Origin of the sequence: Nonomuraea cypriaca (assembly GCF_015645445.1) — a bacterium.
Classification (GTDB): Bacteria; Actinomycetota; Actinomycetes; order Streptosporangiales; family Streptosporangiaceae; genus Nonomuraea; species Nonomuraea cypriaca.
In genome coordinates, this window is record NZ_JADOGI010000264.1 from 1 (window position 1) to 13471 (window position 13471).

The 13471-nt window shown below is 68.4% G+C and carries 13 protein-coding genes; 10 read left to right on the forward strand and 3 right to left on the reverse strand.

The genetic code is table 11. From position 1 onward, the window contains the following. Positions 1-1205: DUF5719 family protein (locus tag ITP53_RS47540; protein ID WP_195902076.1), on the forward strand; the 1205-nt coding region annotated here is incomplete at its 5' end. A gap of 124 nt (positions 1206-1329) precedes the next feature. Here ITP53_RS47540 and ITP53_RS47545 read toward each other — a convergent pair. Beyond that, entirely contained in the window at positions 1330-1689 is a 360-nt protein-coding gene (locus ITP53_RS47545; protein ID WP_207757441.1) for a metallopeptidase family protein, read from the reverse strand. A 388-nt stretch (positions 1690-2077) separates the two neighbouring features. Between ITP53_RS47545 and ITP53_RS47550 the strand changes: the two genes are divergently transcribed. Genes ITP53_RS47550 through ITP53_RS47570 form a run of 5 tightly spaced genes read left to right on the forward strand, consistent with a single transcriptional unit; the run spans position 2078 to position 6100 of the window. Beyond that, complete coding sequence (locus ITP53_RS47550) at positions 2078-2446, forward strand: DUF3499 domain-containing protein (RefSeq protein WP_113700081.1); 369 nt, start codon at positions 2078-2080, stop codon at positions 2444-2446. 43 nt (positions 2447-2489) lie between these two features. Continuing rightward, positions 2490-3839, forward strand: a complete 1350-nt coding sequence (locus tag ITP53_RS47555) for a phosphomannomutase/phosphoglucomutase (RefSeq protein WP_195902078.1) — start codon at positions 2490-2492, stop codon at positions 3837-3839. Next, positions 3836-4003, forward strand: coding sequence for a Trm112 family protein (locus ITP53_RS47560; protein ID WP_138710780.1), 168 nt, complete (start codon positions 3836-3838; stop codon positions 4001-4003). Before ITP53_RS47555 ends, ITP53_RS47560 begins: the two co-directional genes overlap by 4 nt. Further along, positions 4000-5106 (forward strand): SIS domain-containing protein, encoded by a 1107-nt coding sequence (locus ITP53_RS47565; protein ID WP_195902079.1) that lies wholly within the window; start codon positions 4000-4002, stop codon positions 5104-5106. Before ITP53_RS47560 ends, ITP53_RS47565 begins: the two co-directional genes overlap by 4 nt. Positions 5107-5155: 49 nt before the next feature. Next, positions 5156-6100 carry a cation diffusion facilitator family transporter gene (locus tag ITP53_RS47570; protein WP_195902080.1) on the forward strand — a complete coding sequence of 315 codons (945 nt, stop codon included), beginning with the start codon at positions 5156-5158 and terminating at the stop codon, positions 6098-6100. Positions 6101-6175: 75 nt separating this feature from the next. Here ITP53_RS47570 and ITP53_RS47575 read toward each other — a convergent pair whose 3' ends face one another. Then, positions 6176-6514, reverse strand: a complete 339-nt coding sequence (locus ITP53_RS47575) for a MerR family transcriptional regulator (RefSeq protein WP_195902081.1) — start codon at positions 6512-6514, stop codon at positions 6176-6178. A gap of 102 nt (positions 6515-6616) precedes the next feature. On the opposite strand from ITP53_RS47575, the gene ahcY reads away from it, so the two are divergent. Continuing rightward, complete coding sequence (gene ahcY / locus ITP53_RS47580; RefSeq protein ID WP_195902082.1) at positions 6617-8044, forward strand: adenosylhomocysteinase; 1428 nt, start codon at positions 6617-6619, stop codon at positions 8042-8044. Positions 8045-8354: 310 nt separating this feature from the next. After that, positions 8355-9590 carry an adenosylhomocysteinase gene (locus ITP53_RS47585; RefSeq protein WP_195902083.1) on the forward strand — a complete coding sequence of 412 codons (1236 nt, stop codon included), beginning with the start codon at positions 8355-8357 and terminating at the stop codon, positions 9588-9590. A gap of 66 nt (positions 9591-9656) precedes the next feature. Here ITP53_RS47585 and ITP53_RS47590 read toward each other — a convergent pair whose 3' ends face one another. Further along, the gene (locus tag ITP53_RS47590) at positions 9657-10355 is read right to left on the reverse strand and encodes a DUF305 domain-containing protein (protein WP_236051994.1); all 699 of its coding nucleotides are present in this window, start codon (positions 10353-10355) and stop codon (positions 9657-9659) included. A gap of 143 nt (positions 10356-10498) precedes the next feature. On the opposite strand from ITP53_RS47590, the gene ITP53_RS47595 reads away from it, so the two are divergent. Both ITP53_RS47595 and ITP53_RS47600 read left to right on the forward strand, forming a co-directional pair. Continuing rightward, positions 10499-11887, forward strand: a complete 1389-nt coding sequence (locus ITP53_RS47595; RefSeq protein WP_195902084.1) for an LVIVD repeat-containing protein — start codon at positions 10499-10501, stop codon at positions 11885-11887. Between the two features lie 222 nt (positions 11888-12109). After that, positions 12110-13456, forward strand: a complete 1347-nt coding sequence (locus ITP53_RS47600) for an LVIVD repeat-containing protein (protein WP_195902086.1) — start codon at positions 12110-12112, stop codon at positions 13454-13456. Positions 13457-13471: the final 15 nt, after the last annotated feature.

The following is a 13471-nucleotide window of genomic DNA, read 5'->3' on the forward strand; positions in this document are numbered from 1 at the left end:
CCCCGCGCGCCGCCGAGCCCAGGAAGGTCCCCGTCGAGTCGGTCACTGCCGTGTGCCCGGGGACGAAGGGCGCCAAGGTCGGCGTCTACCTGCCTGGGAAGCTGTCCCACGAGGAGATCGAGGACGCGGCCCCGTACGTGGCGAACGGCCCTGGCGCGCTGGAGGCCGGCTACACCACCAGGGTCGCGGACGGCAAGGGGCGCGGCCTGGCCGGGGTCCGCTGCACCGAGCCCGCCGCCGCCACGTGGCTGGTGGGCCCCGGGCCCGCGAACGCCGACGTACGCCTGCACCTCACGAACGCCGCCAAGGCCCCGGCGCTGGTGGACGTCCAGGTGCACGCCGCCGAGGGGCTGGTCTCCGGTGACCGGGGGATCGGGCTGGACATCGCGCCGGGCGAGCACCGGGAGATCGACCTCAAGACCCTCGCCCCCTCGGCCACCGTGATGGCCGTCGGCGTCACCACCGTCTTCGGCCGGGTCGCCGTCGCCGCCAGGACCACGCTGGACGGCGGGGGCGTCGACTGGCTCCCGTCCGCGGGATCGCCGGCCACCCGCGTGGTCGTGCCGGGGATCCCCGGTGGCGGTGGCCGCCGCGAACTCCTGGTGGCCGCCCCCGGCTCGGGCGACGCCGTGGTGCGGGTCAAGGCGGTGAGCGAGGACGCGTCGTACGCGATGAAGGGGCGGGAGTCGCTGGACGTGCCCGCGGGGGGCGTCGTCGCGCTGGACGTGACGACGGGCGTCGGCGGCTCGGCGGCGGCCCTCGTCCTGACGTCGTCGGCCCCGATCGTGGCCGGGCTGGTCATCACGGGAACGGGGCAGCGCTCGGACGTCGCCTTCACCGCGGGAACCTCCTCACTGAGCCTGGGCAGCGCGGTGGCACGCAACGGCGCCGGCGCCGAACTGGTGCTGACGGCGCTCGGCGGCCCCGGCAAGGTCCAGGTGCAGGTGGTGCCGGGGGAAGGAGCGGCGGGGCGGCCGCTCGACGTGGACGTGCCGGCGGAGCGGACCAAGAGCGTGCCGCTCAAGGCGAAGGGCGACTTCGCCGTCGTGGTCACGCCCGTCTCCGGGGAGGTCTACGGGGGACGGGTGGTGGAGGAACGCCTGAAGTCCGGCGTGCTGATCACCGCCCAGCCGCTGGCCCCGGCCCGCATGTGGACCCTGCTTCCGCCCCTCACCGACACCGCCCGCGTGGTGGCACCCCGATAGCCGGTGCCGTAATGGCCCTGTGCCGTCAGGGCCCTGTGCCGTCAGGGCCCTGTGCCGTCGTGACCCTGTGCCGTCGTGACCCTGTGCCGTCGTGACCCGGTTCGGCCATGACGGCGAGCGCTGGTCAGCCGCGGTCGTCGTAGCCTGGGTCGACGGTCTCCGGTGAGAGGCCGAGCAGGGTGGCCACCTGCTCCACCACCGTGTCGTGGACCAGGGCGCCCAGCGTGTCGCGGTCCCTCGCCCTGGCCTCCAGCGGGCGTCTGTAGACGACGACCGACGCGGGGCTCTGACCGCTCGCCTCGTCCGCGCGGCCGAACGGGATCGGGTCGGAGGTCAGGCCGGGGCCGTCGCCCAGTTCGCTCAGCGGAGGGACCTCCTCCACGGCGAACTCCACGGCGGAGAGCTGGCGCTCCCAGCGGGGACGGAGGCGGTCCACCGCGTCCAGCACGAGGTCGTCGAAGCGCTCGCTACGGGACCTGGCCATGGGGACATGGGAGGGGGCGAGCGGGCCGCGGAGGCCGCGACCATGGCGATCGCGCCGTCTGGGACCGCGCTTCTGAGTCACGCAGCAAGTCTAAGGGGACACCCACGGGCTCCCGGGATGTGACGTCCGGGGTTGTGTGAGGTCGGTGGTTCACCATGACCTGGTCCTCCAGGTTTGCGGTGTGGGGCGGGGTTTCCGGGAGTGGTCATGGGTGGCTCCAAGGGCGTGGTTTCGGCGGGCTTTGACGCGTTCTCCATGTGTTTGCGGGGGCAGAGTCTTCGGGGCATGTGGGTGGAAAGGCTGCGACAGGTGTCCGAATTGTGGCGACACGCTCGTTAAGAGCGCTCAGATAGTGGCGCCTCGCACTCTTAGCAGATACGGTCCCTCCGTGAGCCCCGTCCGCCGCTGTTCCCGCACCGCGTGCAGTCAGCCTGCCGTCTTCACGCTCACGTACGTATACGCCGACTCGACCGCTGTTCTCGGCCCCCTGGCGACGTACGCGGAGCCACACTGCTACGACCTGTGCGCCGAACACGCCGAGCGGCTGACCGCTCCCCGCGGCTGGGAGGTGGTGCGGTTGCCGACGGACGGTGGGTCGCCCAGCTCCGACGATCTCGAAGCGCTGGCCAACGCCGTCAGGGAGGCCGCGCGGCCGACGCCGTCCGGTGGCGGCGAGCCGGTCGGTCAAGGAGTGGAGGTCGGCCGGCGGGGGCACCTGCGCGTTCTCCGGTCCGCCCAGCAACATCGCGACCGGTAGGCTCGTTTACCTAGAGCAAACGACCCGAGGGCGGAGCTGCAGAGTGGGCGACCTCGCCAAGATCTTCAAAGCGTACGACGTTCGCGGCGTGGTGCCCGACGAGTTCGACGAACCGGCCGCCGAGGCCGTCGGAGCGGCCTTCGTCGAGGTCACCGGTGCCGAGTCCGTCGTGGTCGCGCATGACATGCGCGAGTCTTCCGTGCCGCTGGCGGAGGCTTTCGTCCGCGGTGCCCGTTCGCGCCGGGCCGATGTCGTACATGCCGGTCTGGGCTCGACCGACCTGCTCTACTACGCCAGCGGCAGCCTCGGGCTGCCTGGCGTGATGTTCACCGCCAGCCACAACCCCGCCCGCTACAACGGGATGAAGATGTGCCGCTCCGGCGCGGTGCCGATCGGCGGCGACACCGGCCTGACCCAGATCAGGGACAGGGCGGCCGAGCTGGTCGGGGTGAGCGCCGCGCCCACCGGGTCGCTGATCGAGAAGGACCTCCTGCCCGGCTACGCGCACCACCTGCGCAAGCTCGTCGACCTGTCCGCCGTCAGGCCGCTCAAGGTGGTCGTGGACGCGGGCAACGGCATGGGCGGGCACACCGTCCCCGCCGTGTTCGACGGGTTGCCGATGGAGCTGATCCCGCTCTACTTTGAGCTGGACGGAGACTTCCCCAACCACGAGGCCAACCCGCTGGAGCCGCAGAACCTCGTCGACCTGCAGCGGGCCGTGATCGAGAGCGGCGCGGACATCGGGCTGGCCTTCGACGGGGACGCCGACCGGTGCTGGGTCATCGACGAGCGGGGGCTGTCGGTCTCGCCGTCCGCCATCACTGCGCTGGTCGCGGTGCGGGAGCTGGGCAAATATCCCGGGGCGACGATCATCCACAATCTGATCACCTCGCTGGGCGTGCCCGAGATCGTACGCGAGCACGGCGGGGTGCCGGTGCGGACGCGGGTGGGGCATTCGTTCATCAAGGCCGAGATGGCGCGCGCCGGGGCGGTCTTCGGCGGCGAGCACTCGGCCCACTACTACTTCCGTGACTTCTGGTTCGCCGACTCCGGGATGCTGGCCGCGATGCACGTGCTCGCGGCGCTGGGAGAGCAGGAGCGGCCGCTGTCCGAGGTGGTGGCGGCCTACTCGCGCTACCACGCCTCCGGCGAGGTCAACAGCGCCGTCGCCGATCAGGAGGAGGCGCTGCGGCGGGTGCGGGAGGCGTTCGCCGGTCGCGGAACCTTCGACGAGCTCGACGGACTGACCGTGACAGGGCCCGGCTGGTGGTTCAATCTACGGGCGTCCAACACCGAGCCGCTGCTCAGGCTCAACGCCGAGGCGGCCGAAGAGAGCAAGATGGCGGCGATCAAGGACGAGGTCCTGGCCATCGTGGGAAAGGTGTCAGTGTGAAGATCGACGACTGGCTGCTGGAGATCCTGGCCTGCCCGGCGTGCAAGGCGCCGCTGCGCGCCGAGAACGAAGCGGAGGAGCTGGCCTGCACGGGTTGCGGCCTGATCTACCCGGTCCGGGATGACATCCCCGTCCTGCTCGTTGACGAGGCCAGGAAGCCGTGACCTGGGAGCCGGAGCGGCTCGACGACCAGCGTCATCTCAGCGAGGCGGATCCCGGGGGCATGCTCCCCGCGGTCGCCGCCTCGGCGGCGCACGTACGCACCGGCTACCGCACCGCGGTCGAGGCCCGCCTCGACCGCCTGGCCGAACAGGGGCGTCCGCGCGCCATCGTGGTCGCGGGCATGGGCGGCTCGGGCCTCGCCGGCGACGTCCTCGCGGCGGTCGCCGGCAACGGCGCGCCGCTCCCGATCGTGACCCTGCGCTCCTACCAGCTCCCCGGCTGGGTCGGCGCGGCCGACCTCGTCATCGCCGTCTCCGGCTCCGGCACCACCGAGGAGACGCTGTCCGTGGCCACCCAGGCCGTGCGGCGCGGCTGCACGCTGCTCGCCGTGGGCCCCCTGGGATCCCCGCTGGAGGCCATCGCCACGCAGGCGTCGGCGTTCCATGTCGCGGTGCCGGTCACCGGCCCCTCCAGGGCCAACCTGTGGCTGCTGGCGATCCCGCCGATCGTGGCCGCCGCCGCGCTGCGGCTGGTGCCCGCGGACGAGGACCTGTTCGAGCGGGTGGCCAAGGCGCTGGAGGACATGGCCAACCGGTGCCGGCCGTCCAGCGAGTCGTTCGTCAACCCGGGCAAGTCGCTCGCCATGGACCTGGCCGAGAGTGTGCCGATGATCTGGGGGTCGTCGCCGGCGGCGTCTGTGGCGGCGTACCGGCTGGCCTGCCAGCTCGCCGCGAACGCGAAATATCCCGCCGTCTTCGGCGAGTTGCCCGAGGCCGGCCACAACCAGGTGGAGGCGTTCGACGGGCCGATGGCCGAGCGGGACATCTTCGCGGACACCTCGGGCCACGCGCTCAGGCTCGTCATGCTGCGCGACGTCGAGGAGCATCCCCAGGTCGCCAGGCGGCGCGAGGCGGCGCTCCGGCTGGCGCGGGAGCGCGACGTGCTGGTCACCGAGCTCACGGCCGAAGGCGTGCATCCGCTCGAACGCATGGCCACGCTGATCGCGCTCGGCGACTACGCCAGCACGTATCTGGCGCTCGGATACGCCGTCGATCCGACCCCGATATCCGCGATCACTGAGCTGAAGGCCAGAATTTCGCAATAGGATCCTTTTTCAGGCCTTTGTAAGTGATCTTTATGACTGGAGAAGCCCGGTGAGCGCGAGCGGTGGTACCAAAGCAATCGTTGCGGCGTTGTCCGCGAATCTGGCGATCGCCGTCGCCAAGTTCACGGCAGCGTTCTTCACCGGGTCCTCATCGATGCTGGCCGAGGGCATCCACTCGGTCGCCGACTCGGGAAACCAGGTGCTGCTGCTGGTCGGCGGCAAGCGGGCGGCGCGGGCCAGCACCAAGGAGCATCCGTTCGGCTACGGTCGCGAGCGCTACTTCTACGCCTTCGTGGTGGCCGTCGTGCTGTTCACGATCGGCGCGGCGTTCTCGATCTACGAGGGCGTGCACAAGCTCTCCGACCCGCACCCCGTGGAGGCGCCGATCTGGGCGTTCGGGGTGCTGATCTTCGCGATCATCGCCGAGGCGTTCTCCTTCCGCACGGCCATCAAGGAGTCGAACGCGGTGCGCGGCACGCAGTCGTGGGTCGCGTTCATCCGCAGGTCCAAGTCGCCCGAACTGCCGGTCATCGTGCTGGAGGACCTGGGCGCGCTGCTCGGTCTGATCTTCGCGCTGTTCGGCGTCACGATGGCGGTCATCACCGGCGACGGCACGTGGGACGCCATCGGCACCCTGATGATCGGCGTGCTGCTGGCCATCATCGCGATCGTGCTGGCCATCGAGACCAAGTCGCTGCTGGTCGGCGAGGGCGCCGCGCCGGAGATGGAAGACCAGATCCGGCGCGCGCTGGAGAGCGCGCCCGAGGTCGACCGGATCATCCACATGCGCACGCTGCACCTCGGGCCGGAGGAGTTGCTGGTCGGCGCCAAGATCGCGGTGTCTCACGACGAGACGGCCAGTGACGTCGCGCGGGGGATCGACGAGGCCGAGCGGCGGATCCGCGAGGCCGTGCCGATCGCGCGGGTCATCTACCTGGAGCCGGATCTCGACCGCGCCCGCGCTGCGGTGAGCCAGCCCCCGACGACCGCCTGAGCCGGGCGTTCCGCGGCCCGTCGTGTGACGTGGCGGGCCACCGCGGACGCTCAGCGGCCCGGCCATCGCGGGCGCTCAGCGGCCGGCGGGGCGTAGCAGGCGCAGGGCCTTCTCCTTCTCGAAGTCGAGCGCCCTGCGGGGCACCTGGATGCGCCCGATCCGCACCCCGAGATCGCGTACGGCGGCCGCCACCGCCGGCTCGCTGAGCACCCGCAGCGCGAACGCCAGCTCGGCCGGCGACACGTCGAACCGCTTCTCCAGCTCCACCCCCTGAGCCACGGCGGCCAGCTCCTCGGGCCCGAACCGGCGATGGGCGCCCTGCTCCCGCACCGGCGGGAGCAGGCCCAACGCCTCCCGGTACCGGAGCATTCGTGGGGACATGCCGAGCCGCTTGGCCGCTTCCGTGATGCGCATTCTTACATTCTTACGTCAGATTCAACGTCGTCGTGATGCGATCGGAGCGGAGTGGCGCCTAGACTCGTGACGACAATCATCAGTGACGCGAGGGGAAACCCGATGGACTTCAAGGTCGCAGACCTTTCACTTGCCGACTTCGGCCGCAAGGAGATCCGGCTCGCCGAGCATGAGATGCCCGGCCTCATGGCGGTCCGCCGCGAATACTCTGATCTGCGACCCCTGTCCGGCGCGAAGATCATGGGCTCCCTGCACATGACCATCCAGACCGCCGTTCTCATAGAGACACTGGTGGCGCTCGGCGCCGAGGTCCGGTGGGTCAGCTGCAACATCTTCTCCACCCAGGACCACGCCGCCGCCGCGGTGGTCGTCGGGCCCAATGGCACCGTCGACGACCCGCAGGGTGTGCCGGTGTTCGCCTGGAAGGGCGAGACGCTGGAGGAATACTGGTGGTGCACCGAGCAGGCCCTCACCTGGCCCGGCGGTGACACGCCCAACATGATCCTGGACGACGGCGGCGACGCCACCCTCCTCGTGCACAAGGGCGCCGAATACGAGAAGGCCGGCGCCGTGCCGCCCGCCACCGCCGAGGACCCGGAGGAGTGGCACGTCATCATCGACCTGCTCAACTGCACGGTCGGCGCGGAAAAGAGGTGGACCAGGATCGCCGAGAGCATCAAGGGCGTCACCGAGGAGACCACGACCGGCGTGCACCGCCTCTACGAGATGCACAAGAACGGCCAGCTCCTCTTCCCGGCCATCAACGTCAACGACTCGGTCACCAAGTCGAAGTTCGACAACAAGTACGGCTGCCGCCACTCCGTCATCGACGGTCTCAACCGCGCCACCGACGTGCTGATCGGCGGCAAGGTCGCCGTGGTCTGCGGCTACGGCGACGTCGGCAAGGGCTGCGCCGACGCGCTGCGCGGCCAGGGCGCCCGCGTCATCGTGACCGAGATCGACCCGATCTGCGCGCTCCAGGCGGCCATGGACGGCTTCCAGGTGACCACGCTGGACGAGGTCGTCGGCCTCGCGGACATCTTCGTCACCTGCACCGGCAACTTCAACATCATCACCGCCGAGCACATGGCGCGGATGAAGCACCAGGCGATCGTCTCCAACATCGGCCACTTCGACAACGAGATCGACATGGCCGGCCTCGCCAAGCTGCCCGGCATCGTCAAGAACAACATCAAGCCGCAGGTCGACGAGTGGGTCTTCGAGGACGGGCACTCGATCCTCGTGCTCGCCGAGGGCCGCCTGATGAATCTCGGCTGCGCGACCGGCCACCCGAGCTTCGTCATGTCCAACTCGTTCACCAACCAGGTGATCGCGCAGATCGAGCTGTTCACCAAGACGGACGAATACCCGATCGACGTCTACACGCTGCCCAAGCACCTGGACGAGAAGGTCGCCCGCCTCCACCTGGACGCGCTCGGCGTCAAGCTCACCGAGCTCTCCAAGGAACAAGCCGCCTACATCGGCGTCCACCTGGAAGGCCCCTACAAGTCCGACCATTACCGGTACTAAATCCTCATGTTGCTCTTCCGGAAGGGCTCTGGGTGCGTGATTGGTGGCCCCGCCCTTCCGGGGCTGCTCCCTTGGAGCAGCTTGCTGCTCTGGAAGGGAGCGGCTAGCTGTTCTGGAAGGGTTTGGGGTTTCTGCCTCGCCCGTCCAAAGCTGCTCCTTTGGAGCAGGTGGGTTTTCTGTTTTTACGGCAGGCCAAGTCACCCGCACGCGCCGACGCCGCTTCCGTCTGTCATGGCCGGTCGTGAAGGCTCACGGGGCACTCGCCGTTACGAGCGCATTCTTGGCCGTGTTCTTCGGTTAGGGCTTGGGCATGGATCTCAGTGAAAGCGGGGAGCGGCTGATCGCGTGGGCCGCTCGTTCTATGCCGGTGTTGGGTGCGATCGGGGAGCGGTTCGCGCTCGAGCGGCCGCTTGACGGGGTGAAGATTTCGGCCTGCCTGCACGTCACCGCTGAGACCGCTGTGCTCATGGGGGCGCTCAAGGCCGGCGGGGCTGAGATCGCTTTGGCCGCATCCAATCCCTTGTCGACTCGGGATGATGTCGCCGATGCGTTGCGAGCGTATGGGATCGCTGTGCATGCTCGTGCCGGTGTTGATCGGGCTACCTATTACCGGCATATTCATCAGGCGCTTGATCTTGGGCCTGATCTCGTGCTCGATGATGGGTGCGATCTGGTGAACATCCTGCATACCGAGCGGACTGATCTGCTCGAAGGCGTCAGCGGTGGGTGTGAGGAGACCACTACCGGGATCATTCGGTTGCGGCAGATGGCGGCTGAGGGTGCTCTGCTGTTTCCGGTCGTCGCGGTGAACGACACGCGGACCAAGCGGATGTTCGACAACCGGTACGGCACGGGGCAGTCGACGCTTGACGGGATCATGCGGGCGACCAACACCCTGCTCGCGGGGCGTACCGTCGTCGTGGCGGGGTTCGGCTACTGCGGGCGGGGGGTGGCCGAGCGGGCCAAGGGGTTCGGGGCGCGGGTGGTCGTGACCGAGATCGACGCCGTCAAGGCGCTCGACGCCACCCTGCAGGGCTACGAGGTGCGGACCATGGCGCAGGCCGCGCTGCTCGGCGACCTGTTCGTCACCGTGACAGGCAACCGCGACGTGATCAGGGCCGAGCATTTGTCGGTGATGAAGGACGGGGCGATCCTCGCCAACGCCGGGCACTTCGACGTGGAGATCGACGTTCGGGCGCTGGACGAGCTGGCCGAGGAGGTGCATCGCGGCGTGCGGCCCAACACCGACGAGTACGTGCTGCCCGACGGCCGCCGCCTGCTGCTGCTCGCCGAAGGGCGGCTGGTCAACCTCACCGCCGCCGAGGGCCACCCGGCCGCCGTGATGGACATGTCGTTCTCCGCGCAGGCGCTGGCCGTGGCCTGGTTGTCCAGGGAGCGGGCCGGCCTGCGGCCCGGCGTCTACGACGTGCCCGCCGAGATCGACCACGAGGTGGCCAGGCTCAAGCTGGCCGCCAACGGCATCGGCATCGACGTGCTCACCGCCGAGCAGGAGGACTACCTGCACTCGTGGCGGGTCGGGTCCTAGAGCGTCCAGCCGGGTCCTGGAGCGTCTGGTCGGGTCCAAGATGCGTCCAGTCGGGTCCCGGAGCGGCTAGAGGGTCGCCTGCATCTCCTGCATGCGGCGGATCTCGGCCGACTGGGTCACGCTGACGTCGGCGGCCAGTTCCTCGATCCTCATGTGGGTGCCGTTGATCAGTACCTGCTCGGACATCTTGATCGCGCCCAGGTGGTGGGCGATCATGAGCTGCAGGAACATCCGGTCGAAGTCCTTGCTCTTGGCCGCCTTCAGTGCCTCCAACTGCTCGGGCGTGGCCATCCCCGGCATGCCGTCGTGGGTCGCGTGATGGTCGGGCACCTGCTGCTCCAGGTCGCGCAGCCAGGTCGTCATGTACTGGATCTCTGGGCCCTGGGCCGCGCTGATCCGCTCGGCCAGGCCCTTGAGCGTGGCCGAGTCCGCCCTGTTCGGGGCCAGCAGCGCCATGTCCAGGGCCTGCCGGTGGTGGACGACCATGTCCTGGACGTACTTGACGTCGGCGGCGTTCGCGGTGGGCGAGGGCACGGCGGTGGCGGCGTCCTGGGGGGACAGCGTCTTGGCCTGCTCGCCGGGGCGGCCGGGGGCGATCACGGGCGCGGTCGAGTCCGCTCGCGGAGCCTGTGGCGGGCCGGAGCTGCATCCGGAGACGGCGATGAGTGTGCCGATGACAACCGTGCCCATGATGGCAACGCCCCTGTTGACGGTGCCGATGATGACGACGTGCGCGGCGCGCAACCGGCCTCCCTGCTTCCTCATGAGAATGGGCACTTTAGGTGACAAATCGCCGGAAGGAAAGGGGTCTATCCGCAATAAAATTTGACATGTTGGACACTGGCCTTCGGGCGCGGGGTGGGTGAAGATTACGTGGATTTATGCCCTCTTTATCCGGAGGTTCCCGAGTGTTCACCCCCCGCAGAGCCATCGTCCTGGTGACGGCTCTCGTGGCGCTGGCAGGCGTCACCGGTCCGGCCCAGGCTGCGGACATCCCGGCTCCTGGCGAGATCGTCATGACGCCCAACATCCAGCACGTCACCAACGTGCCCAAGCCCGAAGCGCTGGCCGACATCAACACGGACATCGCGTTCCAGGGCGATTACGCTTACGTCGGCAACTACTCCGGCTTCTCGATCTACGACATCAAGAATCCGAAGAAGGCCAAGGTCGTCAGCTCCGTGGTCTGTCCGGGCAGTCAGATGGACATGTCCATCCACGGCAACCTGCTGTTCGGGTCCGTCGACTCCTCCCGCAACAACGACTCCTGCAGCAGCAGCTCGCAGAGCGCCGCGAACAAGGATTCGTGGGAGGGCATGCGCATCTTCGACGTCTCCGACAAGGCCAACCCGAGGTACGTCAAGTCGGTCGAGACGAACTGCGGCTCGCACACCCACACGCTGGTGCCCGACGCGCAGGGCCAGAACGTCTACATCTACATCTCGTCCTACGGCCCGAGCAGCTCGTTCCCCGACTGCCAGACGCCGCACGACCTGATCTCGATCATCAAGGTCCCGGTGGCCGACCCGGCCGCCGCATCCGTGATCGCGACGCCGAACCTGTTCCCCGACGGGGGCTTCCCCGGCGTGCCCGGGTCCTACCCCAACGGCAAGTCCGCCACCACGGGCTGCCACGACATCACGGCCTACCCGGAGAAGGGCATCGCGGCCGGTGCGTGCATGGGTGAGGGCGTCCTTATGGACATCAGCAACCCCGAGCAGCCGAGGATCACCGCGACCGTCCGCGACTCGGTGAACTTCGCCTTCTGGCACTCGGCCACGTTCAACAACGACGCGACGAAGGTTATCTTCACCGACGAGCTCGGCGGCGGCTCCAGGGCCACCTGCAACGAGGCCATCGGGCCGAACCGGGGCGCGAACGCGTACTACGACGTCGTCGGCGGGCAGATGGTCTTCAAGGGCTATTTCAAGATCCCGCGGCACCAGGCCGACACCGAGAACTGCGTGGCGCACAACGGCTCGCTGATCCCGGTCAAGGGCCGCGACATCATGGTGCAGGCGTGGTACCAGGGTGGCGTCTCGGTGGTGGACTTCACCGACTCGGCCAACGCGCAGGAGATCGCCTACTTCGAGCGGGGCCCGGACAACACCGCCCCGGCGCTCAGCGGCGGCTTCTGGTCGGCGTACTACTACAACGGCTACATCTACGCCTCTGACTTCAACCTGGGCCTGGACGTGCTGAAGATCAACGACCCACGGACGAACAAGGCGAACGGCGTGAAGATGGATGTGCTGAACACGCAGTCGCAGAAGTCGTACCGCGAGCGCGGTCACTGACCGAGCCGGCCGCGGCGAGGGCCTCCCTCGCCGCGGCCGAAAGCTCGCAGATAGTACGTCCGCCACAAACGGCGTTCAAGCCATCAAGTCATGAAATTTCTTGACACCATGACATCTGGTTGACAACGAGGGTGCGGTTCACGATTTGGTCACTTATGTCTTCTTACGGACATACGTGAACAAGGAGGCTCTCGAGTGTCCATCTCGCGCCGTGCCCTCGTCATGGCCGGGGCCGCCGTAGCGTTAGCGCTGACGGGAACGCCCACCCTGGCCGCCGACATCCCACCCGCCGACACCGTCGTCACCAGCCCCAACGTGACGCACGTGCTGAACATCCCGAAGCCCGCCCCGATCGCCTCGACGATCAACACGGACATCGCCTTCCAGGGCGACTACGCCTACGTCGGCAACTACGGCGGCTTCTCCATCTACGACATCAGGCACCCCAAGAAGGCCAAGGTCGTCAGCTCCGTGGTCTGCCCCGGCGCCCAGATGGACGTCAGCGTGTACGGGAACCTGCTGTTCGCCGCCGTGGACGGCTCGCGCAACAACGATTCGTGCGCCAGCACGGGCCAGTCGGCCGGGATCAAGGAATCGTGGGAGGGCGTACGCATCTTCGACGTCTCCGACAAGGCCAACCCGAGGTACGTCAAGTCCGTCGAGACCAACTGCGGCTCCCACACCCTGACCCTGGTGCCCGGCAAGGGCCGCGACCGGGACAGGAACGTCTACGTCTACGTCTCCTCGTACCAGCCGTCCGCGAACTTCCCCGACTGCCTCCCGCCGCACGACAAGATCTCGATCATCAAGGTGCCGCTGCGGCACCCGGAGGCCGCTGCGGTCGCGGCCACCCCGGTCCTCTTCCCCGACGGCGGTAACGAGACCCAGCCCGGCCTGCTCCTGCCGACCTCGGGCTGCCACGACATCACCACCTTCGCAGAGAAGGACATCGCGGCAGGCGCGTGCATGGGTGACGGCGTGCTGTTCGACATCTCCGACCGGCTGAACCCGAGGGTCACCGCCAGGACTACGGACGCGAACTTCGCGTTCTGGCACTCGGCCACGTTCAGCAACGACGCCAGGGAGGTCATCTTCACCGACGAACTCGGCGGCGGTGGGGCAGCCACCTGCAACGAGGTCGTCGGGCCGAACCGGGGCGCGGACGCGATCTACGACATCTCGCGCGGCCGGTTCACGTTCAAGAGCTACTTCAAGATCCCGCGCCACCAGGACGACTCCGAGAACTGCGTGTCGCACAACGGCTCGCTGATCCCGGTCAAGGGCCGCGACATCATGGTCCAGGCGTGGTACATGGGCGGCGTGTCGATCTGGGACTTCACCGACGCGGCGCACCCGACGGAGATCGGCTACTTCGAGCGCGGCCCGCGCGCGGACGGTGGCGGTGGCGGTGTCTGGTCCGCGTACTACTACAACGGCTACATCTACGCGGCCGACTTCAACACCGGGCTCGACGTCATCAAGATCAACGACTGGCGTACGAACAACGCCGAGCGTGTTCACACCGACCGGTTGAACGCGCAGACGCAGGAGTCGTACAGGAGTCGCTGAACCGCCACGCTTGGG